30 protein-coding genes and 1 tRNA gene are annotated in these 25720 nt (G+C 43.7%); 20 read left to right on the top strand and 11 right to left on the bottom strand.

What is annotated here, in order from left to right:
* The first annotated feature begins 166 nt into the window (after positions 1-166).
* The 5 genes from ICN31_RS03920 (at position 167) to ICN31_RS03900 (ending at position 3319) form a co-directional block, all read left to right on the top strand.
* Positions 167-700 (top strand): hypothetical protein, encoded by a 534-nt coding sequence (locus tag ICN31_RS03920; protein ID WP_216258784.1) that lies wholly within the window; start codon positions 167-169, stop codon positions 698-700.
* A 114-nt stretch (positions 701-814) separates the two neighbouring features.
* Positions 815-1201, top strand: a complete 387-nt coding sequence (locus ICN31_RS03915) for a hypothetical protein (RefSeq protein ID WP_216258783.1) — start codon at positions 815-817, stop codon at positions 1199-1201.
* A gap of 90 nt (positions 1202-1291) precedes the next feature.
* On the top strand, positions 1292-1576 hold the full coding sequence (locus tag ICN31_RS03910) for a hypothetical protein (RefSeq protein WP_216258781.1): 285 nt from the start codon (positions 1292-1294) through the stop codon (positions 1574-1576).
* A gap of 38 nt (positions 1577-1614) precedes the next feature.
* Complete coding sequence (locus tag ICN31_RS03905) at positions 1615-1935, top strand: hypothetical protein (RefSeq protein ID WP_216258779.1); 321 nt, start codon at positions 1615-1617, stop codon at positions 1933-1935.
* 85 nt (positions 1936-2020) lie between these two features.
* The gene (locus ICN31_RS03900; RefSeq protein ID WP_216258777.1) at positions 2021-3319 is read left to right on the top strand and encodes an alpha/beta fold hydrolase; all 1299 of its coding nucleotides are present in this window, start codon (positions 2021-2023) and stop codon (positions 3317-3319) included.
* Between the two features lie 190 nt (positions 3320-3509).
* Here ICN31_RS03900 and ICN31_RS03895 read toward each other — a convergent pair whose 3' ends face one another.
* The gene (locus ICN31_RS03895; RefSeq protein WP_216258775.1) at positions 3510-3899 is read right to left on the bottom strand and encodes a hypothetical protein; all 390 of its coding nucleotides are present in this window, start codon (positions 3897-3899) and stop codon (positions 3510-3512) included.
* Between the two features lie 445 nt (positions 3900-4344).
* Here ICN31_RS03895 and ICN31_RS03890 point away from each other — a divergent pair, with 445 nt between their 5' ends.
* Positions 4345-4764: an SET domain-containing protein-lysine N-methyltransferase gene (locus ICN31_RS03890; RefSeq protein WP_216258773.1), complete on the top strand. Its 420-nt coding sequence runs from the start codon at positions 4345-4347 to the stop codon at positions 4762-4764.
* A gap of 3 nt (positions 4765-4767) precedes the next feature.
* Here ICN31_RS03890 and ICN31_RS03885 read toward each other — a convergent pair whose 3' ends face one another.
* Both ICN31_RS03885 and ICN31_RS03880 read right to left on the bottom strand, forming a co-directional pair.
* On the bottom strand, positions 4768-5628 hold the full coding sequence (locus ICN31_RS03885) for a hypothetical protein (RefSeq protein WP_216258772.1): 861 nt from the start codon (positions 5626-5628) through the stop codon (positions 4768-4770).
* Between the two features lie 17 nt (positions 5629-5645).
* Complete coding sequence (locus ICN31_RS03880) at positions 5646-6089, bottom strand: hypothetical protein (protein ID WP_216258770.1); 444 nt, start codon at positions 6087-6089, stop codon at positions 5646-5648.
* Positions 6090-6532: 443 nt separating this feature from the next.
* Between ICN31_RS03880 and ICN31_RS03875 the strand changes: the two genes are divergently transcribed.
* The 5 genes from ICN31_RS03875 (at position 6533) to ICN31_RS03855 (ending at position 10180) form a co-directional block, all read left to right on the top strand.
* Positions 6533-7642: an MBL fold metallo-hydrolase gene (locus tag ICN31_RS03875; protein WP_216258769.1), complete on the top strand. Its 1110-nt coding sequence runs from the start codon at positions 6533-6535 to the stop codon at positions 7640-7642.
* Complete coding sequence (locus ICN31_RS03870) at positions 7642-8265, top strand: SCO family protein (RefSeq protein WP_216258768.1); 624 nt, start codon at positions 7642-7644, stop codon at positions 8263-8265. Before ICN31_RS03875 ends, ICN31_RS03870 begins: the two co-directional genes overlap by 1 nt.
* Before the next feature lie 101 nt (positions 8266-8366).
* A complete protein-coding gene (locus ICN31_RS03865; RefSeq protein WP_216258767.1) occupies positions 8367-8861 on the top strand; it encodes a TlpA disulfide reductase family protein in 495 nt (164 codons plus the stop codon).
* Positions 8862-8877: 16 nt separating this feature from the next.
* Entirely contained in the window at positions 8878-9531 is a 654-nt protein-coding gene (locus tag ICN31_RS03860) for a cupin domain-containing protein (protein WP_216258765.1), read from the top strand.
* A gap of 223 nt (positions 9532-9754) precedes the next feature.
* Positions 9755-10180: a BLUF domain-containing protein gene (locus tag ICN31_RS03855; RefSeq protein ID WP_216258762.1), complete on the top strand. Its 426-nt coding sequence runs from the start codon at positions 9755-9757 to the stop codon at positions 10178-10180.
* A gap of 94 nt (positions 10181-10274) precedes the next feature.
* On the opposite strand, the gene ICN31_RS03850 is transcribed toward ICN31_RS03855, so the two are convergent.
* Positions 10275-10424: a hypothetical protein gene (locus ICN31_RS03850; RefSeq protein ID WP_216258759.1), complete on the bottom strand. Its 150-nt coding sequence runs from the start codon at positions 10422-10424 to the stop codon at positions 10275-10277.
* Positions 10425-10569: 145 nt separating this feature from the next.
* Between ICN31_RS03850 and ICN31_RS03845 the strand changes: the two genes are divergently transcribed.
* The 7 genes from ICN31_RS03845 (at position 10570) to ICN31_RS03815 (ending at position 17401) form a co-directional block, all read left to right on the top strand.
* Positions 10570-10938, top strand: a complete 369-nt coding sequence (locus ICN31_RS03845) for a phosphate-starvation-inducible protein PsiE (protein WP_216258757.1) — start codon at positions 10570-10572, stop codon at positions 10936-10938.
* A 214-nt stretch (positions 10939-11152) separates the two neighbouring features.
* Positions 11153-11995 carry a methyltransferase domain-containing protein gene (locus ICN31_RS03840; RefSeq protein WP_216258756.1) on the top strand — a complete coding sequence of 281 codons (843 nt, stop codon included), beginning with the start codon at positions 11153-11155 and terminating at the stop codon, positions 11993-11995.
* 11 nt (positions 11996-12006) lie between these two features.
* Positions 12007-13359 (top strand): APC family permease, encoded by a 1353-nt coding sequence (locus ICN31_RS03835; RefSeq protein WP_216258755.1) that lies wholly within the window; start codon positions 12007-12009, stop codon positions 13357-13359.
* Between the two features lie 53 nt (positions 13360-13412).
* A complete protein-coding gene (locus ICN31_RS03830; RefSeq protein ID WP_216258753.1) occupies positions 13413-14096 on the top strand; it encodes a haloacid dehalogenase type II in 684 nt (227 codons plus the stop codon).
* Between the two features lie 98 nt (positions 14097-14194).
* Complete coding sequence (locus ICN31_RS03825; RefSeq protein WP_216258744.1) at positions 14195-15619, top strand: amidase; 1425 nt, start codon at positions 14195-14197, stop codon at positions 15617-15619.
* 58 nt (positions 15620-15677) lie between these two features.
* Positions 15678-16646: a tripartite tricarboxylate transporter substrate binding protein gene (locus ICN31_RS03820; protein ID WP_216258741.1), complete on the top strand. Its 969-nt coding sequence runs from the start codon at positions 15678-15680 to the stop codon at positions 16644-16646.
* A gap of 23 nt (positions 16647-16669) precedes the next feature.
* Positions 16670-17401, top strand: coding sequence for an SDR family NAD(P)-dependent oxidoreductase (locus tag ICN31_RS03815; RefSeq protein WP_216258739.1), 732 nt, complete (start codon positions 16670-16672; stop codon positions 17399-17401).
* A gap of 17 nt (positions 17402-17418) precedes the next feature.
* On the opposite strand, the gene ICN31_RS03810 is transcribed toward ICN31_RS03815, so the two are convergent.
* Complete coding sequence (locus ICN31_RS03810; RefSeq protein ID WP_216258737.1) at positions 17419-18288, bottom strand: fumarylacetoacetate hydrolase family protein; 870 nt, start codon at positions 18286-18288, stop codon at positions 17419-17421.
* A gap of 161 nt (positions 18289-18449) precedes the next feature.
* Between ICN31_RS03810 and ICN31_RS03805 the strand changes: the two genes are divergently transcribed.
* Positions 18450-20108, top strand: coding sequence for a thiamine pyrophosphate-binding protein (locus ICN31_RS03805; protein ID WP_216258734.1), 1659 nt, complete (start codon positions 18450-18452; stop codon positions 20106-20108).
* A 70-nt stretch (positions 20109-20178) separates the two neighbouring features.
* Here ICN31_RS03805 and ICN31_RS03800 read toward each other — a convergent pair whose 3' ends face one another.
* Positions 20179-21210 carry a tripartite tricarboxylate transporter substrate binding protein gene (locus tag ICN31_RS03800; RefSeq protein WP_088526163.1) on the bottom strand — a complete coding sequence of 344 codons (1032 nt, stop codon included), beginning with the start codon at positions 21208-21210 and terminating at the stop codon, positions 20179-20181.
* A 388-nt stretch (positions 21211-21598) separates the two neighbouring features.
* Positions 21599-21673: transfer RNA gene (locus ICN31_RS03795), tRNA-Asn, on the bottom strand.
* A 21-nt stretch (positions 21674-21694) separates the two neighbouring features.
* On the opposite strand from ICN31_RS03795, the gene thiD reads away from it, so the two are divergent.
* Positions 21695-22579 (top strand): bifunctional hydroxymethylpyrimidine kinase/phosphomethylpyrimidine kinase, encoded by an 885-nt coding sequence (gene thiD, locus ICN31_RS03790; protein ID WP_216258733.1) that lies wholly within the window; start codon positions 21695-21697, stop codon positions 22577-22579.
* 32 nt (positions 22580-22611) lie between these two features.
* On the opposite strand, the gene thiE is transcribed toward thiD, so the two are convergent.
* From thiE to ICN31_RS03770, 4 genes are read right to left on the bottom strand one after another with little or no spacing between them, the layout of a single operon-like run.
* A complete protein-coding gene (gene thiE, locus ICN31_RS03785) occupies positions 22612-23535 on the bottom strand; it encodes a thiamine phosphate synthase (RefSeq protein ID WP_216258731.1) in 924 nt (307 codons plus the stop codon).
* Positions 23532-24353, bottom strand: a complete 822-nt coding sequence (locus ICN31_RS03780) for a thiazole synthase (protein ID WP_216258729.1) — start codon at positions 24351-24353, stop codon at positions 23532-23534. Before ICN31_RS03780 ends, thiE begins: the two co-directional genes overlap by 4 nt.
* A 13-nt stretch (positions 24354-24366) precedes the next feature.
* Entirely contained in the window at positions 24367-24564 is a 198-nt protein-coding gene (gene thiS, locus ICN31_RS03775) for a sulfur carrier protein ThiS (protein WP_088526158.1), read from the bottom strand.
* Positions 24555-25703, bottom strand: coding sequence for an FAD-dependent oxidoreductase (locus ICN31_RS03770; RefSeq protein WP_370624260.1), 1149 nt, complete (start codon positions 25701-25703; stop codon positions 24555-24557). Before ICN31_RS03770 ends, thiS begins: the two co-directional genes overlap by 10 nt.
* Positions 25704-25720 lie beyond the last annotated feature (17 nt).

Here is a 25720-nt window from a genome sequence, read left to right as displayed (position 1 = left end):
AAAGCCCGGCTGACCCGTGAGGTCTCTCAAAAATTTTTTAGATCTAGCCTGTTCCGCCTCTGACCGCCAAGGCTCACTAAAACCAGCGTCGAGTGGTTTTTTCATTTGTAAGAATAACCCTTTAGACTAATATTGAAGCACTCAACTTTAGTAATTGGGGCAAAAAATGAATTTTCACTTCAATAGATATTTCTTAATATCGGGCTTATTGATGTTGATGTGTGGTTTATTGGCCCCCATTTACTCGCCTTATGCAATTGCCCAAATTGGCTTATTACAAGCCCACTTAATTGGCGCTGTTCAGGCGCTCGTCTTTTTCGCATTTGCTTGGATGTGGCCGCAATTAACTTTGCCGGTTTTTTCAAAAAAGATTGCGACTATCTCTCTATACATTTCACTATGGGCTAATTGGCTAGGTACTTTTTTTGTAGGTGTTTTTGGCGCGGGCAAGGAGCAATATATTGTTCATCAAGATTTAGTGCCAGGAGCAACAGGATTTTGGAATGTTGTAACCTTGTTGCTGATTAATCTATCACTTTTGGCGGTTCTTGCGACTTTATTAGCTATCGTAGGTTTTCTAAAATATGATTGTTTAGTTCGTCGAGCTAAGACAATGAATTACACTTCATTAGCATTATTCATGGCTTGTATTGGAATTGCCTTATTTCAAACTTTTAATCCGGAGTATTCAAACGGATAACTCAGATTTAGACCACGGACCACTAAGACACGCTAAAACCACTTTCGAGCAGTTTTATTTGTGCAGATTGCTTGGGCGTGATACCGTTGATCATTTTATTGACGAAAGTTAATAATGCTAAGACAAAAAATTAAGATATTTTTAACTCCATTTTGCGAAGCAACGCCTGCCTGCCTTTTAGTTATGGTGCAGGGTAATATTTGGTTGGCAACTTTGGGCCACCTTCACAAGGCAGTGGAGACAGGATTTATCACTGGTGTTGGTGTTCTTATCCTTTCGCTGTTTACTTATCGCTGGTTTGGTAATAAATATGTAGTTGCAGGTATTACTGGCGGAATGTGTTTCATTGCAGACTTATTAATACATCCAACGCACTTTGGTAGCTACACAACGGAAGCAATGATGACTGGGGTTGTTACCGCTATTATTTCTTTAGCGGTAAACTTTATTGGTAAGAAGTTTTTTAAGTATGGAAGAGCTAGGGTAACTAAGAGCCAATAGGAAATGGAGCATCCCTAAGCCCTAGAGATTTCACTCTGCGCCAACAAGATAAACTAATCCCGTATTCAATTTTTTAACAGGAATCCAGAGATGTTGTCAGATGATCAGAAAAAACTTATTGAAGCCCAAGAGATTCATCGGCATGAGTTTAGAAAAACCCTAGAAGAAGCCAGTACAGCCGTTTCTAAAAAAGCAAATGATGTTGTTGCAGAAGTAAAAGAAGAAAAAGCCAAGCTAGGAACTCAAGTGATGGCATTTCTCAATAGCTCGGTCGGGACCTTATTACTGTCTTCTGTGGTGGTTACTGGTGGCGCAGGATTAATTCAGCAAATCCAGCACAATCACGATAATCAGCAAAAAACCGTGAGCAACTAGTTGTTTATAAGTTTGAGATTGAAAATCGTCTCGATAACATGGAATTTGCTTTGCGTCGCGCTCAAACGGTGGGCGATGCTAAAGATGCACTCAACAGATTATTTAAGAGTAAGTTTCCGTTAACCCCTGAATTACAAAATAGGAGTTTGGCGTCGCTCTATTTCAATATCTATGAGCTAGTACCTGGAACTGAAAAGCAAAAGGCTCAAGCCGCGATTGACTTCATTCGTGAGTTGGAAAACGCTGAAGATTTACTCAACTCTCAAACCAATAATGCTCTGCCCATTAATGAGCAAGACAAAGCTCAATTTAACAAGCTTATTCAGTCTATTCGGTCATTAAAGCTCAATGCTTCATAAAATAGTCTTTGAAAGCATTAGGCCCTGACACTTTAGCGTGGTTTACCCCAACCATTTCAATGCTTCCTATTCTTTGGATTTAAATATGATAAAACTACTTTCCACATTAATCGTTGGCTCTACCTTGAGCCTTTCTTTTGCTGCAGTTAATGCCAACCCATCTATGCCGCCTTTTTATGCCGATGTCATGAAAATGGCATCTGAAGGCAAATTGGGTCAGATCATCAAACAAGAAAAGATCAGCACTCCAATCAAAGGTGCGCAAGCGTGGCGCATTGCATATATCTCTTCAGATATCGCTGAGCGCCCAACGATTTCAACGGGTTTGGTTGTTGCTCCGGTTGGCACAGCCCCTAAGGAGGGTAGACCGGTTCTTGCATGGGCGCATGGCACGACAGGAACCGCACAAAATTGTGGGCCTTCGCAGGTAACCAATCCAGCAGTTCCGCTAAATCAGTATTTCTTGGTGGGTGGTAATTCGTGGACGGATTATGGCATTCCAAATCTTGAAGAGTTTGTTAAAGAAGGTTATGTTGTTGTAGCGACTGACTATCAAGGCTTAGGTGGTGGTGGCAAGCATCAATATGCAGTGGCAGGGAGCAATGGTCGCGATTTAATTAATTCAGCGCGCGCGGCAATTTCTATGAAAGATACTGGGGCCGGCAAACGCACCATTTTCTATGGTTGGTCACAGGGTGGCGGGGCAACGATTGCTGCTGCTAGCTTAGGAGATTACCTCAACAAGAAGGGTGCCGTAATCGATGATTTACAGGTGCTGGGATTTGTTGCTATGGCTCCTGATGATGCTGCGGTAATGATCCAAACTGCCACTAAAGATCAGGCGTCTGCTGATAAAGCTATCAACGGACTCATTCAGTTATTTTCCGACAATGTATTTAACTTCTCCCATTTTGCAATGACGATATGGGGGACTCAAGCAGCCTATCCCAATCTAAAACTCAGCGATCTATTCACGGATCAAGGCTCTAAGGTGGTCGATCAAGTGCTCTTAAACAAATGCATGCATGTGATTGCTGATACCTTCAATTACACCTATGGCAATCAGTTCAAAACACTCCTGCGTGACAAGCCTGCTAATACTATGGCCTGGGCAAAAGCTTTAATTGATGGCAGTGTAATGCCCGTTAAGCCGATCGCACCAGTGGTGATCTATTGGGGCACTAAAGATACTGCGGTACCCCCGATCATGCACGAACTTTATCAAAAACAAATGTGTGCCATGGGTGGCAACATTGAGCGTATTCAGTTGCCGGGAGAGCAAACGCATTTCTCAACCCCTGGGTTATCAGCCCCGATGTATCTGACGTGGGTTAAGGATCGCGTAGCTGGAAAACCAGCTACAAATAGTTGTCCAAAAAATTAAAGGAAGCAAGCAGTTGAAAAACCACCTTCGGGTGGTTTTTATTTATGCATCCTCTTTAGGTCGCTAGCGTTTCTAGGACATAGGTTGCACGTTGGAATCATGTTGGACTGGCCAGATCTTCAAAACCCTACCGCTCCTTAAAGTAAGGGGGACTATATTAGTGACTACCTGCGGTTAAGCTTTAGTAAGGCTACTCGCTTCTAATATCTAGCTCTCCCCACATGACAATGTCTACATCCGCTAATTGCCAACCTTTGTGGTGATAGGCGATATCAAAGTCATCCGTTGTTTTGCTGTTATTAAATATTGCGGACAGTATTTTTTGCTCTTCAGCTGGAATTGTTTCTGAAAAGTAAATTAACTTTTGCCCCTCATCCGAGAGCCTCACTTCAGAATAGTCTTCGTTACCAACACTGATTCCTATTTCCTGCTGATAATCAGCTAGAAAATCAGGAGGACTTTCAATTAGAAAAGAACCACTTTTCCACAGAAATCCACAATTGATCTCTTTATTCTCTTTGCGATAGGTCATTCGCTCTGTAATGTGAAATTCACTCTTGGGAGATATTTTGAAAGTCATATTGATCCTTTTTATCAATAAAACTACTAAACCAAGTTTCAAGGAATTACTGCATAAATAGTATATATAGGATTTTTAATGATTTGAAGAAGATATGGCACCATTTAGGGCTTATTTGAGTAATTTGAGGCTAAACAAGCAGATTTATCCGTCCTACTATTTTGAAGAATATAGGGCTGTCTTGGGTGATGGTGAATACCCTAGAAGATGATTTGCCAAGGATTGGGGGCATCGTGCTCAAGCATCTCAGAAGAGAAGGCCGTCAACGCAGAATTCCTATCATCTGTCATTTTCCTGGATAAAAGACCTATGTTCCAGATTGAGCCTAGTGACGGCCATTACTGCTTCTTCAGATCAAAATTACAGGCTCAAGCTGCCAAGAGAATAGGCAAATATTTAGACCTTGAAGAATCTACCTACTTGTATTAGCGTTATTATTTGAGTAATGACAAGCAATAAGAAAAAATTATTAGATCATCTACAAAATGAGGTCTTCTGCAGGCTCGGCTGCTCTAAAACTCATGGGGTAGGAGTATTTGCCATTAGAGTAATTAAAAAGGATATCAATCCCCTAATGTGCAGCTTAGATGATAAAGAGATTAAATTTACTAAAAGTGAGCTAAAACACCTTCCATTGGCGGTGCGAAAGCAAATTCAAAGATTTTGCTTTTATGATCTGAAGAAAACGATGATCCCTAGAATTGGTATGAACGCCATGAGTATGGCCATATACCTGAATCATTCCAAAAAACCCAATTTACGACTCAATAAAGATGGACAGTTTCAAGCCCTGCGAGTGATTAAAAAAGATGAAGAGCTTTTAATTGACTATGATGATACTTTCGGCGAAAAGCATTACTTCTAAAAATTACAATGCAGATTTGTTGCGGTAAATCTGATTAATCTGCTCTTTTTCAAAATCAATATTAATTGGTGAAGTCTGATCAGTAACAATGGGGTGATCAAGATCAGAGACAATCAATGCATATATTGGCTCATAGTCAGTAATAAATAAATCCTTATAGCCATATTCGTCAACGGGCCCTAAATTATAAAACTGTAGACCATTTTTTTGGGCCCATCTAGTCGCTAGTAGACAAGCATAAATACCTGGCGATCTGTTTTTATACTTGCGATCCCATTGGCAAAAGCTACCATAGAGTTGATTTTCATTAGGTAAAATAATAGAAACATCAGACAGCACTATGTCACCGTTATCAGCAATCACTTGAATAATAAGTACCTGTAGATTGCGTACATAGTCTACAAAACCTTCAACCTCTTGCTCCGCGATCCAATAGTTTTCAAAGTGGATGCCGCCAATCTCATATAAATACTCTGCCGTAATTTCTTTGCCATCAACTACACGCTCTGTAACCTTGAAGCTTCTAAATTGCTTATCTAACTCACGAAATTTTCTAATGCGCCGTTCATCGACCCAAAATTCTGGCGATAAGGCATTCACCAAGCCATAGCGGTCTTTAATCGGTGCGCCAAATTGGCTTTTTGGGGGAACGGCGTAAACCACAAAAGGCTTTGGCGCCATTTCGATCATCTCATTTGTGACCTCAATGTATGGGCATAGGGCGTCCCAGCGCGTAGTGAAGTACTCAATATTCTCATGCTCACTTAAAACCCATAAATTGTCTTTGGTCCAACTTTGATAGCCCACTTCATGGACGACTGTTTGGCTTGTGTCAGGAGAAACAGGGAGAGTAAGTGCATCCATAATGATTTTCAGTAACGCTATGAACGATGACGTAATTTAGTGGATGGAATAGGTAACTTTTTAATCTCAAAATATTCTTGATCCACCGCAAAATTACGATCTAGAAAATCGATATCCACTTTCGTTAGCAATGCAATGCTATTTTGGATGGACAATAGATGATTGGAAGCTTCGGAGTCCTTTGATCTGAGTTGAGCGATATATTTCGGCATGATTGGACAATCAGTATCGTATAAAAGCTCTTGGCTTGAAGGGTTGTAAACTAAAGGGTACATCTTGCAACTATATGGTTTTTTATCGCCCAAAGTGCAGCCTTTATTACCTAAATATTCACAGCTCGTTTGAATACAAATGGAATTGAAGGCTTTGGTTTCTTTAGCAGTGAGGGTAATTTCAAGAGGCTCGTAACCTGCGTCAACATTGCAGCAACGTTTGCATTCAGAACAGTAATCAAATGGCATTAGTTGCAGTAAAGAGTAGGGGGTAAGGGTATTTTATGAAAAACTGACTATATGTCAATATCACTAAAAACCATCTATTTGCTTTTAGCTTGTGAGTGATTCAATATTTTCTATTGATAGGCTGTGTATCTCCCAAATATCATGTCATGGGACCAGCAAATGACTAGATGAGAGTAAATGAGCAGGGTCATTTCGATAGACTGACAATGCTTATCCGCACAACTCTTAAGCTCCTAAGGCATCAGTCGGATACTCGAATCGTGCTGGGTAGGCCAAATGCGCAGCTGGGCCTTTAGATTGCATAAAAATACCTCGTTTATTAGGCTCTTTTGACCATATTGGCTATTCATAATCAGTCCTATTTAGATCTTGCATATCTTGACCAGCCTCAGCTAGACTGAGCCCATGATTTCGAGCACAGTTCAATTTTTTGGGAGCATCAGATGAATATTCATAAATTAGATCGTCGTCAATTTATCTTAGGAACAACCGCCTTGGTGGCGGGTTCTGGTTTAGCTAGTTTTGGAATTGAGTCACAGGCCGTTACAAAAGTTCCCACCATTGATTCTTTAGATATAAAGGTCTTAGTAGACAGTAGCTATGATTCGCCTAGACCAGACACGAATCAGTGGGTCAAGATCAAGCGCACCCCGTTTATCTCTACTAAAGATTATCGCAAGGCCTTACATAATGAGTGGGGCTTAGCTTTGGCACTAGAGTCCCGCATCGGGCAAGATAAAAAGAGCATGCTGCTAGATTACGGCTATACCCCAGCAGCTCTGATGGGCAATATGGAAATCATGGATGTGAAGCCTGAACGACAAGATGCGATGATTTTAAGTCATGGCCACTTTGATCACTTTGGTGGCTTGATTGCATTCTTAAAAGCCAATCGCAGTAAGTTACCATCAGACCTCACCTTGTACGTTGGCGGCGAAGATAATTTTTGTAATCGTAAAACCGCTAGCGGTGCACCAGGACATTTTGCGGACTGGGGTGTGCTAGATCGGCGTGAGTTAGATGCCTTAAAAGTGAAGATTGTTTATTGCGAAAAACCGACAATTATTCAGGGTCAGGCTTTCACTACCGGGGTTATTAGCCGCAATAGCTTTGAAAAAGTGCTGCCAAATACCTTAGTGGAGTTTAGTAAAAAGAACGGTATTGGTTGCGATATGCCTGAGCTCAATGCCAAGGCAGAAGGTAAGTTCGTTAAAGATGATCATATCCATGAACATGGCACGGCGTTTAATTTAAAAGACCGCGGTTTAATCGTGATCTCTTCATGTGGTCATGCGGGGATTGTTAATACGGTGCAACAAGCTATTAATGTCTCGGGTGTTAATAAGGTGCATGCGATATTAGGTGGCTTTCATTTATTCCCAGCGCCAAACGATTACCTCATCAGCACCGTTGAGGCATTGAAACAATTTAATCCAGATGTGGTGATTCCTTTGCATTGCTCTGGGCCTGCCTTTGTCACAACTATGCGCAGCATCTTAAGTGATCGCCTAGTGACATCGACCACTGGAACCGAATTTCAATTTGGTAGTTAATGCAGTGGCGTTGGTCAGCTAGCCTTGCCCTAGCTGGTGGATTATTATTGGGGGTGACCCCAGCTGGCTACGCCCAAACTGCTCAATCTAGAGCGGAGTCTGTGCGGCTGATGAGTGAGTTGATGTCTGGTAAAGGTCAGGTGGGCGGACCTTTTACCTTGCTCGACCAAGCTGGCAAAAAACGCAGCCTAGCCGAATTTAAAGGCAAGATAGTACTCATTTATTTTGGCTATATGTTTTGCCCAGATATTTGTCCAACCGACTTAAGTAATCTAGCGAGCTTGTTAAAGCGCTTAGGTAAAGATAGCGAGCAAGTACAAGCCATTTTTATTACCTTAGACCCCGCACGAGATACCCCAGAATTAATCGGCAAGTATGTCCAGCATTTTGATAAACGGATCTTAGGTTTGCGAGGCACTGAACAAGAAACCAAGCAGGTTGCAACCCAATACAAAACTTTTTATGAAAAGGTTAGTCTGAATGGTAATCAATATGTGATTGATCATACGGCCTTTATCTATATTATGAATCGCGCTGGCAAGTATCTGGCCTTTTTTCCACCTGGCACTTCGCCAGAGCGGATGGAGGTCATGGTCAGAGAGGCCATAGCAAATCCTAGCTAAGAATTAAACAGCTAATGAAGAAAAAAAGTGTAATGAAAGTAATCTTCACTATGATGTTGTGAACCATTCTCTCTTTAAGCTCTTTTATTTAAGTGCCCTAAATGCTAAAGCCAATCAAATCCCTTATTGCTGTATTTATTTTTATATATAGCATCACCATGCCAAGCATAGCAATGGCACTTGAAATTGGCCAAACATTGCCATTTGAGAGAGTCCAAACTTTAGATGGCGCCTATTTTGAAATCCCTAAAAACAATACAAAAAATACACTGATTCAATTATGGGCATCTTGGTGTCCATTTTGTAAGCGCCAAAATAATTATCTAGAAAACTTCTCTAAGCGTATTCCACCTGGATCAATGAATATTGTGACTATTTCCATTGATAAAACACCAGCTATTGCCAAAGAATATATGCGGCAAAATCACTATAGTTTTCCAGCCGCCATGATGACGCCAGAGCTGAATCAAGCTATCGGTAAAATTCGTGGGGTTCCTGTCATATTGATTCTCGATGCTAAAAACAAGTTGATTTATAAAGAGATTGGCGAAGTTTTTGAAGAGGACTATATGGAATTAATCAAATACGCCAAATGACGTTTAGAGACATTAAATGAATATCAATGCTGATTACAGTCAGAAGGTTGTGATGAATCATCATGACTTACCTTGGGTACCAAGCCCGGAGCCAGGTATAGAAAGACGCATGCTTGATCGTATTGGTGATGAGCTAGCAAAAGCAACCTCAATTGTTCGCTATCAAGCTGGATCTCAATTTCAGACTCATACACATGAATTCGGTGAGGAGATCTTGGTTCTAGATGGGGTTTTTAGTGATGAGACTGGCGACTATCCCGCTGGAACTTACATCATGAATCCACCAGGCTCATCGCATGCGCCATTTAGTGAGTCTGGCTGCACTCTATTTGTAAAACTCAGACACCTTGGCCCAGATCAAGTTGAGCGAGAGATTATTGATACTAAGGCTGCCCCTTGGCATCAAGGAATGGTTCCCGGTCTTACGGTAATGCCACTGATGCAGCAAGGAAGTGGTTCAACTCTAGTTCGCTGGGCACCTCAGACCTATTTCAATCCACACAAGCATTACGGTGGTGAAGAGATCTTTGTGGTTGAAGGTGTATTTGAAGATGAGCATGGCCGCTATCCAGCCGGGTCATGGATTAGAAGTCCCCATATGAGTCAGCACCAACCCTTTAGCAAAGAGGGCTGCACTATTTTTGTGAAGACCGGGCACTTGTTAGATTAAATGATTTGGAGCAACAGATAATTGCTCATTTGTAATGCTGAGATATTGGTTTACCCGATAAATTTCCAATCTATACCGCTCGACCGCCTGCAGATGCTATTTACACCATCTTCGGGCAGTTTTTACTGGTGTAGCTAGGGTTATTGCCCATATAAGCCTGGCAACTAAAAGAACACACTGGATTTAGTGCCTTATATACATCTGGAAGACCCAAGGGGACAAAGTGAGTTCAGATGATCCGAATCAATTAGTTGAGCTTAGCTATGTCAGCAAGGCAACGCATGCTATGGGTCTATCAAGTCTAGTTCATCTATTTGATGTTTCTTATAAGTGGAATCAAGATCACGAGCTTACAGGCGTCTTATTTTATGAGAACGGCCATTTCTCACAGATTCTTGAAGGCAGGAGAGAAGATGTTCTGTTTCTTTGGGAAAATATTCAAAAAGACTATCGCCATGAGATTCTTCATCGAATTGAATTAGGTGTAATTGATCAAAGACTATTCCCCAATTGGGCATTGCGTTTTTATGGTGGAGATCAAATTGCTAAAGATGTACCCCACTTGGCAGGATTGCTAGATGGTCTTCCAAGCCATGATGTTGAATTATTGAGAATCATGCGGTCGGTAGCTAATGGTAATGAGGATTAAGCATCTAACTTCCATCGGGATGGCGCCTCGGTTAACCCGATAATCTGGATAACCACCAATTCCTGATTGAAGCTTCTAAGGCGCGGGTTGAGCTTCAAGAATCTTGTTGTGAGTCTTGCTCTTTCTTTTTCTGGTCTTTTTCTCGCTCCTCTTGAAGGTCGCGTAATTGCCACCACGCAAATAGCAAAACTCCTCCGAAGACCAGCACCCCTTCAAACAAGATAATGGGACCAAAGTTATCCATAAATGCTCCTGTTAGAGGATATCTTAATCATGAGTTGTCCTTTAAAGCATGGTTTTATATAAAGGGATTAATTGGCCCTGTGTAATTTAAGGGGTATATAAGCTAATATAACTAGATATCTACTCATTGTAAAAAAGGTCAGCATATGAACGTAAAAAATACCATTGGCTTAGTTGAAAAACTATTTCTAATCATTATTGCGATATTTACTGTTGCAGCAATGGGCCAGGAAGTTTTTTCTCTCATTAGCAATCGTCGTGTTGAATTACAGGACCTTTTGCTGATGTTTATTTATGCAGAGGTCCTTGGGATGCTGGCAGCCTTTTATTCTAGCCATCGCATTCCAATAACCATACCTTTATTTATTGCAATGACTGCATTAAGTCGATTAATTATCCTTCAGGGTAAGGACGGAAATCCTGCAATGTTGCTCTATGAGAGTGGTGCCATTATCTTGATTGCAGGAGCTTGTTGGATTATTAGTCGCGTGAATTCAATCAAAGAGAATGAGTGAGTACGGATAATTAAAAAACATTAAAGCCACCTCTGGGTGGCTTTTTTGTAGTTTTACCTGGTAAATTTCCACGCTAGATGATTTGACCCCTGCTAACTAATTAGCCCTTTGTCATGCAAGAGTCGAATGAGGTGGTATTTAAGCTAATATAACAATATTCAAAGCCTTAAGTAGGGCATTGAAAATTCTAATATTTCTTTTTTATGGAAATCATATGAAGTATTTTAAATTTTGTTTCATTATTTTTAGCACCCTTTTTGCTCTCAATGCATTTGCCCAGAGCATCTTAGAGGGTGGTGACGATAAATATCAGCCTCGAGTTGGTCAAGAGGGTAAGGATGTGGTTTGGGTGCCCACCAATAATGAATTACTCGCCATCATGTTAAAAACGGCCAAAGTCAATTCCACCGATTTAGTCTACGACCTTGGCTCTGGCGATGGCAGAATTGCGATTGCAGCTGCGAAAGATTTTGGTGCACGCGCTATTGGTATTGAGTTTAATCCTGAGATGGCGCAATTAGCTCAGCGTAATGTCGATCGTTCTGGTGTTGGTGATCGCGTGAAGATTATTAACGGTGACATCTTCGTAGAAAATTTTAGTAACGCAACTGTGGTCACTATGTATTTATTGCCTGAGCTCAATATTGCCTTACGTCCTACTATATTAAAAATGAAGCCTGGAACGCGTGTAACATCGCACGCATTTAATATGGGCGATTGGGAGGCAGATGTTGAAATTGATAGTCCTGCTAAAGCTTTTTATTGGGTTGTTCCCGCTCAAGTAGCTGGAGAATGGGTGATTTCAGGAATGGAGTCAGGCAAGACGATTTTAAAACTGTCACAACATTATCAAAAAATAGGCGGCACGCTTCAAGTTGGCAATGAATTGCAACCCCTTTTGAATCCTAAATTAGATGGGGCAACCCTTAGCTTTACTTACCTTGATCGTGATAAGACATCGCATTTTGTGATGATGTCTGTCAATAATAATGAGCTCAAAGGTCTTTATAAAAGTAGGTCTTATAACGATAACGTGATTACTGGTAAGCGTCTTTAAGATTTCACAGGATGTCAGTCAATGATTCAGGGGCTTCGCCTCAGCGCTTACTCAGCCCCCTAGGAGCTATTGCCATTATTGTTGGCATCGTCATTGGTGCTGGCATCTTTAAAACTCCATCCATAGTGGCAGGGATTACTGGTGATGTCGGCTGGGCTCTGACAATTTGGGTAGGTGGAGCCATCATCTCTCTTGCTGGCGCTCTTTGTTATGCTGAATTGGCAACCCTTTACCCTCATGCTGGAGGTGACTATCATTTTTTAACTCGGGCCTATGGCAAGAATATTTCTTTCTTGTACGGCTGGGCTAAAGCGATGGTCATTAATACGGGATCGATTGCATTACTTGCCTTTGTCTTTGGTGATTACATGAGCAAGGTGATCTCTTTGGGGCCGTACTCAGATATCTATTGGGCAGTTGCCATCGTGGTTGTTTTGACCATTATTAATTTAGTTGGCATTGAGGCCTCAGCCAATATCCAAACTGCATTAACGGTTTTAGAAGTTTCTGGTCTGATAGCCATCATTTTTGCGGGCTTTGGTCTTTTTACTGCCCCAATTCCATCCGCCATCAACCCACCAATATTTTCTAGTACACCAGAATTTGGCATGATGGGCCTAGCCATGGTTTTTGTCCTACTCACCTTTGGTGGTTGGAACGAGTCTGCCTATATTTCAGCAGAACTAAAAGGAAGCCTACATACCATTGTACGAGTGATCGTCTTCAGTCTACTGATCATCTCGATTATTTATCTTTTAGTGAACATGGCACTCATTAATGGCCTAGGCTTAAAACAGTTAGCAAATAGTAAGGCAGCGTCTGCTGATTTACTTGGCATTGCTTTTGGTCCAATCGGAGAAAAGTTACTCGGTATTTTTGTAGCAGTTGCTGCACTTACCAGCATTAATGCCACGATGATTGTTGGCGCTCGCACCAATTTTGCTATGGGTGAAGATTGGCATGGCCTTCGTAAAATGGCGCATTGGGAGTCCTCTCGTGGCACCCCTCGTTTTGCTTTTCTGGTGCAAGGTGTTATATGCCTTGCCTTAATTGGTTTTGGCGCCTTACAGAGCGATGGCTTTGAAACAATGGTTGAGTTTACTGCGCCCGTATTTTGGAGTTTCTTATTCTTGGTGGGTGTTAGCCTGTTTATTTTACGAGCGAGGGACCAGAGAGCTCGAGTATTTTCTGTACCGCTATATCCCATTACTCCATTGATCTTCTGCATGGCATCTGCTTATTTAGCCTACTCTAGCTTTAGCTATGCCCATAGTAAAGGAGCGGTGTTGATCTCGCTATATGTCATGTTAGTAGGTCTTGTAGCACTTTTGATCTTGCGCCTAAAAAAATCTTTTGAAGATTAAACTGAACCTATCACACCCAATGCCATATATCTCTATGCTTGCTGGACGTCAGCATGTATAAATTAATCGCATTTGATGCCTATGGCACATTGTTCGATGTATATTCCATAGGGCAGCTGGCTGAAGAGCTCTTTCCTGGTCACGGCCAAGCATTTTCTTTGATGTGGCGTGATCGCCAAATTGAATACACCCGCCTTGTCACCATGAGCGACCCCAATCCTGCCGGCAGTAAATATTATCTGCCATTTTGGGAAATAACCATTCGCTCATTGCATTATGTTTGTAAGCGGATGGGGTTAAATCTCACCCTTGAGTATGAGAAGCGATTGATGGATCAATATGCCAAGCTCACAGGTTTCGAAGATAGCCTCATCGTTGTCAAAACAATCAAAGAAAAAGGGATCTCTACGGCAATTTTGTCTAACGGTAGCAGAGAGATGCTGGCTACCGTAGTGCAGGCCAATGGTTTAAAGCCTTATCTTGATAAAGTCGTTACGGTTGAAGATGTACGTTTATTTAAAACTGCTCCTCAAGCCTATGAGCTGCTATTGAAAGCATTCCCCGTTAGAAAAGAAGAGATCCTGTTCGTATCTAGCAATGCTTGGGATGCTTTGGCGGCCAAATGGTATGGATTTGATGTGTTTTGGGTCAATCGCCTTGGTCATCCGTTTGAAGAGATTGGTGAAAAACCAAACTATGAAGGCACTTCGCTTGGTAAAGTATTGGAAGTGATCTAGATGCAATAGGGTGCATCTTCAAATCAGCCCTGAACACCCCAAAATGGGTGTCGCATATACTTCATTAACAAGAAAAAGAATTAGGGAGATTGCTTCAAATGTCACATGATGATTTGTGTTTTGCATCTGCTACTGAGTTGGCTAAACTCATTCGATTAAAAAAGATTTCAGTTGTCCAGGCCATTCGTGCGCATTTAGACCAAATAGAGCGCCTTAATCCCACCTTAAATGCGATTGTTACTTTAACGGCTGATTCTGCAATGGAGGAAGCTGTCATTGCAGATCAAAAAATTGCGGCAAATGAATCTCTTGGCATCTTGCATGGACTTCCAGTTGCCCATAAGGATTTATTTTTGACCCGTGGCGTGAGAACTACTTTTGGATCTCTCGCATATCAAGATTTTGTGCCCGATGTGGATTCCTTACCTGTTGAACGCTTAAAGAAAGCAGGCGCCATTAGCCTGGGTAAAACGAATACACCCGAGTTTGGGGCTGGCAGCCAAACATTTAATGCCGTCTTTGGCTCTACGCCCAATCCATATGACTTAACTAAGACCTGTGGAGGATCTTCAGGTGGTGGCGCAGTCGCTTTAGCCAGCGGCATGATTGCGTTGGCTGATGGAACCGATTTAGGTGGTTCATTACGCAATCCAGCGAGCTTTTGTAATTTGGTTGGAATACGCCCTTCGGTTGGCAGGGTTCCTTCATGGCCCGAATCATTAGGTTGGCAAACCATGAGTGTTTCAGGCCCTATGGCACGCTCGGTTCAAGATTTAGCTTTAGCGATGGCTGCCATGTCGGGGCCTGATGATCGTTCGCCGATTTCTTTAGAAGCCCCTGGAGAGATCTTTTTAAATCCTCTAGCCAGATCTTTTAAAGGATGTAAGGTCGCTTTTAGTGCAAATCTTGGCGGCTTACCCGTTGAGCCAGAAGTAGCTAGAGTAGTGGAGTCATCGCGGGCGGTGTTTCAGGAGATCGGTTGTGATCTCACTAATGATGAGCCCAATATTGCCGAGGCAGATGAAATTTTCATGCTTTGGCGTGCCTGGAGAACAGAGTTGCGTATTACACCTTTATTAAAAGAGCATCGTGATCAAATTAAAGATACGGTAATTTGGAATGCCGAGCAGGGCTTACCCATCACTGGCCCCCAATTAGCACGAGCAGAAGCTAAGCGCACCGAGCTCTATCACCGCATGCGAGAGTTCTTTCAGAAGTATGATTTTTTAGTCTTGCCAGTATCCCAAGTGGTGCCTTTTTCCATTGAGGAAGAGTACCCAGCGCAAGTGAACGGCGTCAAAATGAATACCTATATTGACTGGCAAAAGACGTGTTACCTGATTAGCGCTCTTGGAAACCCTGCGATTTCAGTGCCGGCAGGATTTACTGATAATGGGCTACCTGTAGGGATACAGATTGTGGGTCGGCATCGGGATGATTTCGGGATTTTGCAGTTAGCCCATGCTTTTGAGCAAAAAACGCTGTTTGCACAGAGGAAACCCCCTATATGCAAGCCCTTGTAAGTCCATTAAAAATAGTCTCTAACTACACTAGTTGCTCATTAATTACAGGAGAGTAAGCATGCACCATATTTCACCATACGCTGCATTATTGTTCGGTTGCCTCACTTTTTTCTCTAGTTTTGCTAGCGCAGGACCTTATCCGGAAAAACCTATTCGTTTGGTTGTTCCTTACCCTCCAGGCGGGACTACCGATGTGCTAGCCAGAATTATTTCGCAAGGCTTAACCGAAAAATTAGGCGTTGCTGTCATTGTTGAAAACAAGCCAGGCGGCGGAAATAATATTGGTACAGAGTTTGTGATTAAATCACCGCCCGATGGCTACACCATGTTATTAACAAATCCGGCCAATGGCATTAACGCTTCCCTGTATAAAAACTTATCGTTTACCTTTGTCAACGATGTAGCTCCGGTAGCGGGTATTGTGCGCACACCCAATGTGATGGTCGTTACCAATGGCATGCCAGTGAAGACCGTTGCAGAGTTTATTGAGTATTGCAAGAGCAATCCTTCTAAAGTGAATATGGCTTCTTCTGGTAGTGGAACCTCAGTCCATTTGTCGGGCGAACTATTTAAATCGATGACGGGCTGCAAGATGACCCATATCCCTTATAAGGGAGCGGGCCCTGCCTTAAATGACCTCCTGGGTGGACAGGTGCAGGTTATTTTTGACAACTTGCCTTCATCTGCTGGTTTTATTAAAGACGGCAGAATTCGGGCGCTGGGAGTTACGTCAGTTGCGATTGAACCTTCATTGCCCAATGTACCAACGATTGCTGAAACAGTACCTGGATACGAGGCAACTGCTTGGTTTGGTCTTTCGATGCCCAAAGGATCTCCCCGCGAGGCAGTTGAAAAGGTTAATACTGCTATGAATCAATTACTAGCAGATCCTAAAATGCAAAGGCGATTAGCGGACTTGGGTGGCGTGCCGATCCCGGGAACGCCAGAAGATTTTGGAAGAACGATATCCAATGAAACCCAGAAATGGGAAAAAGTGGTGAAGGCTTCTGGCGCTACAGTAGATTAATAGTATTGATAGAAGGCTAGCTCATGAGTACCCCAAAGAATGTTCTGATTACTGGTGCTAGTCGCGGAATTGGCAGGGCCATTGCTACGCGATTAACTCACGATGGTTATCGAGTGATTAACTTGGATAAGTTAGAGCCACCCAGCTTGTTAAAAGACGAAGAATTTCATCAGGTAGATATCACTGACAGCGATGCTGTGAAATCTCTCCTCCAAGAAATTACCAATCGCACTAAAGTACTCAGGCTAGTAAACAATGCAGGCATTATTAAGCCAGGCGCTCTGGAGGATGTGAGTGCAGCAGATTTTGATGCTGTTTATGCTCTCAACTTAAAGGCGCCTATGGTGCTTGCCCAGCAATTACTCCCCCAAATGCGACAAGAAAACTTCGGACGGATAGTCAATATCGCAAGTCGTGCAGCACTGGGTAAAGAAGAGCGTACTGCCTATGCCGCCATGAAAGCAGGGCTACAAGGAATGACGAGGACTTGGGCTCTGGAGTTGGCTCAATATGGCATTACCGTCAATGCCATTGGGCCAGGCCCGATTGCAACAGAACTGTTTACCTCTGGTAATCCACCAAACGCTCCAAAGACCATCAAAATTATTGAAAACATTCCAGTCAAGAGAATGGGGCAACCAGAAGATATAGCGCACGCAGCAGCCTACTTAATCGATGACCGCTCTAGCTTTACTACTGGTCAAACGCTCTACGTTTGTGGCGGTATGACTGTCGGACTCAGTAATGCGAGCTAAAACTAGTTAAGGGTAGATTACTCATCTGCAATGGTGTTTCGTAGTACGCCAATGGATTCAATTTCGATTTCGCAGATATCTCCCGGTTTCATAAAGACCGGGGGCGTTCTTGCGTAACCCACACCAGCAGGCGTGCCGGTAATGACAACATCCCCCGGCTCTAAAGTCATACATTCAGAAATCAGCACAATGGTTTCTGCAACGCCCCATAAAAAATCCTTGGTATTAGCGTTTTGCATGACTTGACCATTTAAACGAGATTGAATATTTAAACCATGGCATCCAGGGGGAAGCTCATCTGGTGTGACTAGCCATGGACCGAAAGCGCCAGTTTGGTCAAAGTTCTTACCAATTGTCCACTGAGTGGTTTTGCGTTGGTAATCTCGAATACTGCCGTCATTAAAGATGCTGTAACCAGCCACGCAATCTAAGGCATTCTCTAGTGTGAGATGCCTAGCCTTCTTGCCAACAACAAAAGCCAGCTCTGCCTCGTAATCGAGTTTGTCAGATACTTTAGGTCGCACAATCGGACTTAAATGCGCCGTCATTGAACTAGGCCCGCGCATAAAAAAACTCGGATATTGCGGTCTAGCGTTGCCACCTTCTTTGGCATGGTCAGCATAGTTCAGGCCCATACAAACAATTTTCCCTGGACGTTCAATCGGCGCTTTGAAAGTGATCGTATTGAGCTTGCCAGTGATCGCTTTGGAATTGGCAATGGCAGCACCCACTCGATCTAAATGCGATTGGGATTGAATGATTTCTTGGATGCTATTGGGGATCAGTGAGTCTGTCGCACAGATATCAATAAAGTTATCTTGGCCGCCTTTGGAGAGTGCTCCTACGCCTTCATATCCATTTACCCCCTTAAAGCCAAATAACCTCATCTCAGCGCCTCCCAATTGATTGATTTATAGTCTGTTCCCGCAGTATAGGACAGCCCGATTGACTCTGAGACATAGTAAAAGTGTGATAACTTTCTATTTGGCGTATTTGAACACCACGACATACAAGACCTATAAGATCCATCAGAAAGTATAAAAATAGAATGCAGACACCAAGCAAGACAATCAATGGTGGTCAGATACTGGCAAATGCCTTAGTTAGACAAGGCGTCAATATCGCCTTTGGAGTTCCCGGCGAAAGCTTTTTGCCGCTCTTAAATGGGCTGGTAGACCATCCTAACTTTCGCTTTATTACTTGCCGTCAAGAAGGTGGCGCCGCTTACATGGCTGAGGCCTATGCAAAATTGACTGGCCATGCTGGAGTGATGATGGTCACGCGTGGACCTGGCGCCTCTAATGCCATGATCGGCATGCATACGGCATATCAAGATGCAACCCCGATGGTTTTACTCGTTGGCCAAGTTGGCACAGACATGGTTGAGCGCGAAGCCTTTCAAGAAATCGACTATCGCAGAATGTATTCAGAATGTGCAAAGTGGGTTGGTAGTATTGATCGGGTTGATCGTATTGATGAATTTGTTTCGCATGCTTTTCATGTAGCTCAAGCAGGGCGTAAAGGCCCGGTTGTACTCGCTTTACCCGAAGATGTGTTGTACATGTCTGGTCAAGACAATCCTACTAAACCAGCCCATATCGTTCAGCCAGGATTGGATACCAAGCAGTTTGATGCAGCGATGAAAGTATTCACATCAGCGAAAAAGCCCATGATTATTGCCGGTGGTGGCAACTGGAATAGCGGCGCCTGTGATAATTTACGTAATTGGGCCAATCAAGAAAATATTCCAGTAGCCACTAGTTTTCGGTCTCAAGATCTGATTGATAACCTCGATCCTGCATTTGCAGGTGATTTGGGAATAGGGGCTAACCCATCCTTAGTCAAGCGTATTGGTGAGGCCGACGCCTTGTTAGTCATTGGCGAGCGATTAGGCGAGATGACCACGGCGGGTTACACCTTACTCTCTATCCCCCAAACTCAAACTCAACTGATTCATGTACTTCCAGGCGCAGAAGATCTGGGTCGCGTTTATCGCCCAGACTTTGCCATTAACTGCAGCCCAGAAAATTTCTGTGCAGCGCTCAAGAATGTCAAGATGGGGAATCAGTATGATCGCGCAGCTATGCCAGCAGCGCATGCTGAATATTTAGCCTTTTCTAGCCCAGTAAGTACACCGGGTGATTTGCAACTAGCCCAGATTATGAATTCACTGCCAAGCTCTATACCGCGTGATGCCATTGTGACCAATGGTGCTGGCAACTTTGCGACCTGGGTACACCGCTTCTATCCTTATGGATCTCATAAAACTCAATTAGCCCCTGCGAATGGCTCTATGGGCTATGGTTTACCTGCAGCAATCGCTGCTAAGATCGCAAGCCCTGAGAAGGTTGTAATTGCAGTCTGTGGCGATGGCGATTTTATGATGAACTGCCAGGAGTTAGCAACGGCTGCGCGTTACGATGCATTCCCCATTGTTTTAGTAGTTAACAACAGTATGCTGGGAACGATTCGTATGCACCAGGAAAGAGAATTTAAGTCGCGTGTGATGGCAACTGACTTAACCAATCCAGATTTTGTAAAGTTTGCAGATAGCTTTGGGATGCCCGGATTTAGGGTCACAAAGACTGAAGAGTTTGCACCGGTATTTGCAAAAGCACTTGCTAGCAAAAAGGGTGCATTAATAGAATTGGTCTTAGATCAAGAAGTAATCTCACCTAGTAAATTACTTTCTCAATTAGGTAAGTGAAAAGAATAAGTACAGGGTAGGGAATAAAAAGAGGAGCAGCGCTCCTCTTTTGCTTAGTAGGTTTAAAAGATTAATCTACTTTTGCCCCAGAATCTTTTACAACCTTAGTCCATTTTGTGATCTCATTTTTAATGAAGGTACTAAATTGCGCAGGCGTATTGCCAACCGGTTGCGCACCCATCGCCAGATACTTTTCTTTCACTGATGGGCTGTTAATGGCCGCTATCAGGACAGCACTATCTTTGCTTACAATATCTGCAGGCATATTTGCAGGGCCAACAACTCCAAACCAAGAGGTTACCTCATAGCCTGGTAAATTGGCTGCTTCAGCAACGGTTGGTAAATCTGGCAAGGCAGCTGAGCGCTTAGCGCTAGTCACTGCCAATGCTTTTAAGCGACCCGCACGTATAAAGCTAATTGAAGAAGGCAGGTTATCAAACATAATGTCTACATTGCCTGCCATGAGGTCGATTACTGCGGGAGGACTTCCTTTGTATGGCAGATGAACCATATAGGTTTTAGTCATGGACTTAAAGAGCTCGCCAGCCATATGGATTGATGTGCCATTACCGCTGGAGGCCATATTAACCTTGCCAGGGTTAGCTCTAGCATAGGCAATCAAATCGTTGACGGTATTGATATTGTTCTTAGCAGCAAACTCCGGATTTAAAACCAAGACATTCGGTAACTCTGCTACCAGAGAGATTGGCGTGAAATCTTTAATGGGATCAAATGGTAGCTTTCCTCCACCTTGAGTGTAAAGAGGAAGATTAATGCCATGAGTACCTACAGAAGCCATTAACCAGGTGTAGCCATCAGGCAGTGCTTTAGCAACGATTTCTGCGGCAATATTGCCGCCTGCGCCGGGTTTATTGTCGACAACGACATTCCACTTCACTGTATTTTGGAGTTCATTTTGAAGTGGCCTAGCAATATTGTCGGTTGAGCCACCAGCAGGAAAAGGAATAACAAATCGGATTGGCTTGTTTGGATAATCTGATTGGGCTAAGCTTGGTTGAGCGCTAACAGCCAATAGGGCTATAAAAACTATGATGAACTGAGTTGTTCTGCCTATTGCATTAAAAAGACTGATTTGAATCATTGTCATCTCCTGTTGATTAGACTCATCCTGATGATGATCTTATAGGATTACTTTTTAGACTGCTTTTTTCGTTTGAAAAGCACCCAAGCAGTATTGATTCTAGTGATGACCATGATCGGCCATAGGAAGGTACAAACCATGACCCAAAAAATTCGACCTTCTAGGGGCGAGGTTTGATCTGAGTCATTTACCTTGCGAGGTCCTTCGCTAAACAAGTGCCGTTGTGAGTAAGTCAAAAAGCCAAAACATGCGCCAAAGAAGAGGTAAAGGCCGATAAAAGCATATTCGTCCATCATTTTTATCTCGCCTAAAATTGAGTCTTTAAATCTTACCGTAAGCCACCAAAAGCAAAAGCCCCTATTTTTTCAGTAGGGGCTTTTGATGTATTTGGCTCCTCGACGTGGGATCGAACCACGGACCAACAGATTAACAGTCTGCTGCTCTACCGCTGAGCTATCGAGGAATAAGCGGATATTATAGCAAGATGAAGTCCTCCCTTCCTACATCCGTTCAGATACCTAGAGTACTGACTATCGCCGGTTCAGATAGCGGTGGCGGAGCGGGGCTACAAGCTGATCTGAAGGTGATCACTGCGCTTGGAGGCTATGGTATGTCGGTGATTACTGCCATCACCGCTCAAAATACCCTCGGGGTCACTCGTATACAGGACGTAGATCTGGATGTAGTTGAGGCCCAGATTGATGCTGTCTTGTTAGATATTGGGGTAGATATTGTCAAAATTGGAATGCTTGCTAGCCCAGAAATTGTCCGAACTGTAGCCAAAGCATTGCACCGTCATGGCGTGAAACGCATTGTTCTGGATCCCGTCTTACGGGCGACCTCAGGCGCTAGTCTAGGAGGCGATGACACAGCGCAAGCAATGATCACAGAATTGTTTCCGATGGCAACATTGATTACCCCTAATATGGAAGAGGCATCATTATTGTTAGGTCGTGATATTGCTGGTGCAGATGATTTCAAACTGGCCGCGCATCAATTATTGGAGATGGGCCCGCAAGCTGTCCTGATTAAAGGTGGGCACTTAGATGCTACACATACCCAAATTACTGATTTTCTGATGTGGAAAACTCTAGAGGATGGTTTAAAAGTCACCCAATCAAAAGAATTCAAACACTACCGCGTCAATACTCTCAATACTCATGGCACAGGCTGCTCCTTAGCCTCTGCGACTGCGACATATTTAGCTGATGGTCATGATTTAAGTCATGCTGTGGCAAAAGCGATTGCCTATGTAGAGGCTGGCTTAGAGGCAGGGCGTTTCTTAAGTATTGGGGAAGGTCCGGGGCCTTTATGGCATATGCATGATTTTTACCCAACCGCTCTACTAGATGAAAAAGACAAGTACTAGTAAGCACTAAAAGCCTTTCAGCTTCTTGCTCACTACTGCATGAGCTCTTGCAAGTGTTTCACCGCAGCCTTAGGATCTTTGGCTTGAGTAATTGCTCTAACTACAGCTACGGAACCAACACCACTCTTAGCAACTGCACGAATACTATCTTCATCGATCCCGCCAATCGCCACTAATGGATAGTGATTCATGAGTTTGGCATATTGATAGAGGCGGCCTAAGCCTTGCGGTGCAGTGGGCATCTTCTTCAAATTGGTTGGAAAAACTGCGCCCATTGCAATATAGCTAGGGCAGAAATGATCGGCGTAAACCATCTCGGCATAACCATGAGTGCTTAAACCTAAGCGCAAACCTGCTGATCGAATTCTGTCTAAATCCGCAATCGCCATATCTTCTTGACCAAGGTGAACGCCATAAGCGCCCTCATCAATTGCTTGCTCCCAATAATCATTAATGAAGAGCAGGGTCTCACTGCCTTTTGTTGCTTTCACTGCTTCTTTGATTTGTTTTCTGATTTTATATTTATCTTCAGATTTAAAACGCAATTGGACCGTTGGAAGCTGCGCATCAACCATCCGCTTTACCCAATCTGCATCGGGCATGATGCCGTATAAACCTAAACGCATTGGGCATTCTGGGAAAGCATTGGGATTCATATTACGAGTCCAAGGCAGTAAACCAAAGTGCTCTGGTCTGTTAGGCCACTTCAAGGCATCAAAGCCGCCATCGCCCTGTACCATGCGGGACCAAGCCTTACCCAATACTTTGGCATCCGATTCAATAAAGCCCATATTGATTGCTGCGAGCGCGCCAGCAAGCTCGTAATGATCAGCAGCAGATTCATTATCAATTCTGGGGGGCGGTGCGCTGATGCTGAATGCTGGAATAGGTAGGCATAGATCACCATTACCATGGGCTGACACAATTTGATCAGCAAGATCCCGAATTAAACTCATTGGCTCTGATGCCAAAAAGGAGTTCCAACCAACGGTGTGCTTGCCTGCGCAGATTCTTGGGGCTTCATGGCTCCAGATAAATAGGCTGCACGACCAGCATCGACTGCCATCGCAAAGGCTTTTGCCATCACTACCGGATCTTCAGCAAGCGCAACGGCGGTATTGAGTAACACGCCATCAAATCCCCATTCCATTACAGTGCAGGCATGGGATGGAAGGCCTAAGCCTGCATCAACTAAGAGAGGGACTTTTAAGCGATCACGCAGCAACTTCATAGCATAAGGATTTAACGGGCCTTGACCTGTGCCAATCGGCGCTGCCCAAGGCATGACTGCTTGGCAACCAACATCAACTAAACGTTGGCACAAAATGAGGTCTTCAGTGCAATAGGGCAAAACCTTAAAGCCATCTTTAATTAGGGTTTGCGCTGTTTCAACCAAGCGCAAAGTATCCGGTTGCAGGGTGTAATCATCACCAATCAATTCGAGCTTGATCCAGTCAGTATCAAATACCTCACGTGCCATTTGTGCAGTCGTGATTACTTCTTGAGGGCTGTGACAGCCAGCAGTATTGGGTAGAACTGGAACAGCCATCTTCTTTAAGAGATCCCAAAAGCCACTATGTGCTTCTGTAGTGGATGTTCCTTGGCGGCGCAGACTCACTGTAATCATTGCCGGATTGGAGGCTTGAACTGCATTCTCCAGCACTTGTGGAGAGGGATAGCGCGAGGTTCCTAATAGCAGGCGGCTAGCAAAGCTCTCACCGTATAGCACTAAGGCATCGGCGCTATTGAGATTATTGGGTAATGGAGCTGTCATGAATTCTCGTATCTTAGCCACCGGTAACTGGAGCGATCACTTCAACTTGATCATTCTCATTGAGCAAAAATTCTCTATGCTGAGTCTTGGGAACAAAGTTCAGATTGACAGCCACAGCATAAGGTGGCCGGGCATCAATTAAAGAGAGTACATCCGAGATCATGCTCTGGGCAGGGAGCTCATACTCCACTTGATTGACTATTACGCGCATACGCTAGCCTCTTGATTGCTGGCTTCTTTACTAATATTCAAGCCTAATTCCAAAGCAGTTTTGCTTTCGCCCGAAGCTAAGAGCTCTAAGGCGCAGTCTAGAACCGCCGGAGAGATCATGTAGCCATGGCGATACAAACCATTGATCATCATCACATCGCAGAGGTCTTTATCTTTGCGTGTCTTGATCTCTGGAAGATTATTTTTCAGAGTTGGGCGACATTGGGTTGCCATTTCTAAAATACGGGCCTCAGCAAAACCGCTATGCACGGTATACACGGCGCTGAGTAATTCCATAGCAGAGCGCACGCTCATCTCGGATAAGTCATCTGATTCAATTTCGGTTGCGCCAACGACATAGATGTCATTTTCTTTTGGGGCAATATAGATTGGGTAGCGTGGATGAATGAGGCGGGTTGGGCGCTTGAGTTTGACCTCGGGCGCATGCAAACGAATGACTTCACCGCGCACCCCGCGTAAGGTATTAGCGCCATTAGAAGCCCAAACATCCAAAGCACCAGTACCGCGACAGTCAATTACAGTCTGATAAGTTTGGTCTTTGCGAAGATCATCGGGATGGGCTTGCGTATGCCAATAACAATGAACTTTGAGAATGCCGAGCTCTAAAAGCAGAGCATCCAACAATTGGCGATTATCAAGCTGCCCCTCATTAGGCAAAAACAATCCTTGAGTAAAACGCTCAGCAAGACCTGGCTCTAAGTCACGTACTGCTTCAGTATTTAGCTTTTGCGGCAATTGTAATAATGCATTGTTGCGGCAGTTACGCTCTAAGTGGGTCGTGAATCGCTGCGCTTCACTAGCATCTTGCCGATGCCACACAATTAAGGTGCCATCTTGTTGAAAAAATACTGGAGTTGACAGTTGACCGATCAACTCTTTCCAGCGAGATAGACCATAAATACCCATCCGTACTACCGAATCTTCTGTGATGACAGATTCTGCGAGAGGTGCCAGCATCGCAGCAGCCACTCGGGCAGCAGAGCCATGAGCATTTGCATCGCCTTTATCAAATAGATCTACTTGCGCGCCTCGCTGGGCAAGCGCAACCGCCAGCAGACGGCCCATCAGGCCGCCACCGACGATCGCATACTTGCGGTGCGAGAGGGAGGTGCTATTCACAGTCAAAGTGCAATACT

It is taken from the genome of Polynucleobacter sp. UB-Piko-W3 (assembly GCF_018881635.1).
Classification (GTDB): domain Bacteria; phylum Pseudomonadota; class Gammaproteobacteria; order Burkholderiales; family Burkholderiaceae; genus Polynucleobacter.
Note: the sequence above shows the minus strand (reverse complement) of the source record. Positions and strands in the feature narration are given on the sequence as shown.

Bases quoted from the DNA above. Each gene is read 5' to 3' on its own strand.
- ICN31_RS03920 (WP_216258784.1), top strand. From the start codon at position 167: ATGAATTTTCACTTCAATAGATATTTCTTAATATCGGGCTTATTGATG.
- ICN31_RS03915 (WP_216258783.1), top strand. From the start codon at position 815: ATGCTAAGACAAAAAATTAAGATATTTTTAACTCCATTTTGCGAAGCA.
- ICN31_RS03910 (WP_216258781.1), top strand. From the start codon at position 1,292: ATGTTGTCAGATGATCAGAAAAAACTTATTGAAGCCCAAGAGATTCAT.
- ICN31_RS03905 (WP_216258779.1), top strand. From the start codon at position 1,615: ATGGAATTTGCTTTGCGTCGCGCTCAAACGGTGGGCGATGCTAAAGAT.
- ICN31_RS03900 (WP_216258777.1), top strand. From the start codon at position 2,021: ATGATAAAACTACTTTCCACATTAATCGTTGGCTCTACCTTGAGCCTT.
- ICN31_RS03895 (WP_216258775.1), bottom strand. From the start codon at position 3,899: ATGACTTTCAAAATATCTCCCAAGAGTGAATTTCACATTACAGAGCGA.
- ICN31_RS03890 (WP_216258773.1), top strand. From the start codon at position 4,345: ATGACAAGCAATAAGAAAAAATTATTAGATCATCTACAAAATGAGGTC.
- ICN31_RS03885 (WP_216258772.1), bottom strand. From the start codon at position 5,628: ATGGATGCACTTACTCTCCCTGTTTCTCCTGACACAAGCCAAACAGTC.
- ICN31_RS03880 (WP_216258770.1), bottom strand. From the start codon at position 6,089: ATGCCATTTGATTACTGTTCTGAATGCAAACGTTGCTGCAATGTTGAC.
- ICN31_RS03875 (WP_216258769.1), top strand. From the start codon at position 6,533: ATGAATATTCATAAATTAGATCGTCGTCAATTTATCTTAGGAACAACC.
- ICN31_RS03870 (WP_216258768.1), top strand. From the start codon at position 7,642: ATGCAGTGGCGTTGGTCAGCTAGCCTTGCCCTAGCTGGTGGATTATTA.
- ICN31_RS03865 (WP_216258767.1), top strand. From the start codon at position 8,367: ATGCTAAAGCCAATCAAATCCCTTATTGCTGTATTTATTTTTATATAT.
- ICN31_RS03860 (WP_216258765.1), top strand. From the start codon at position 8,878: ATGAATATCAATGCTGATTACAGTCAGAAGGTTGTGATGAATCATCAT.
- ICN31_RS03850 (WP_216258759.1), bottom strand. From the start codon at position 10,424: ATGGATAACTTTGGTCCCATTATCTTGTTTGAAGGGGTGCTGGTCTTC.
- ICN31_RS03845 (WP_216258757.1), top strand. From the start codon at position 10,570: ATGAACGTAAAAAATACCATTGGCTTAGTTGAAAAACTATTTCTAATC.
- ICN31_RS03840 (WP_216258756.1), top strand. From the start codon at position 11,153: ATGAAGTATTTTAAATTTTGTTTCATTATTTTTAGCACCCTTTTTGCT.
- ICN31_RS03835 (WP_216258755.1), top strand. From the start codon at position 12,007: ATGTCAGTCAATGATTCAGGGGCTTCGCCTCAGCGCTTACTCAGCCCC.
- ICN31_RS03830 (WP_216258753.1), top strand. From the start codon at position 13,413: ATGTATAAATTAATCGCATTTGATGCCTATGGCACATTGTTCGATGTA.
- ICN31_RS03825 (WP_216258744.1), top strand. From the start codon at position 14,195: ATGTCACATGATGATTTGTGTTTTGCATCTGCTACTGAGTTGGCTAAA.
- ICN31_RS03820 (WP_216258741.1), top strand. From the start codon at position 15,678: ATGCACCATATTTCACCATACGCTGCATTATTGTTCGGTTGCCTCACT.
- ICN31_RS03815 (WP_216258739.1), top strand. From the start codon at position 16,670: ATGAGTACCCCAAAGAATGTTCTGATTACTGGTGCTAGTCGCGGAATT.
- ICN31_RS03810 (WP_216258737.1), bottom strand. From the start codon at position 18,288: ATGAGGTTATTTGGCTTTAAGGGGGTAAATGGATATGAAGGCGTAGGA.
- ICN31_RS03805 (WP_216258734.1), top strand. From the start codon at position 18,450: ATGCAGACACCAAGCAAGACAATCAATGGTGGTCAGATACTGGCAAAT.
- ICN31_RS03800 (WP_088526163.1), bottom strand. From the start codon at position 21,210: ATGATTCAAATCAGTCTTTTTAATGCAATAGGCAGAACAACTCAGTTC.
- thiD (WP_216258733.1), top strand. From the start codon at position 21,695: ATGAAGTCCTCCCTTCCTACATCCGTTCAGATACCTAGAGTACTGACT.
- thiE (WP_216258731.1), bottom strand. From the start codon at position 23,535: ATGAGTTTAATTCGGGATCTTGCTGATCAAATTGTGTCAGCCCATGGT.
- ICN31_RS03780 (WP_216258729.1), bottom strand. From the start codon at position 24,353: ATGACAGCTCCATTACCCAATAATCTCAATAGCGCCGATGCCTTAGTG.
- thiS (WP_088526158.1), bottom strand. From the start codon at position 24,564: ATGCGCGTAATAGTCAATCAAGTGGAGTATGAGCTCCCTGCCCAGAGC.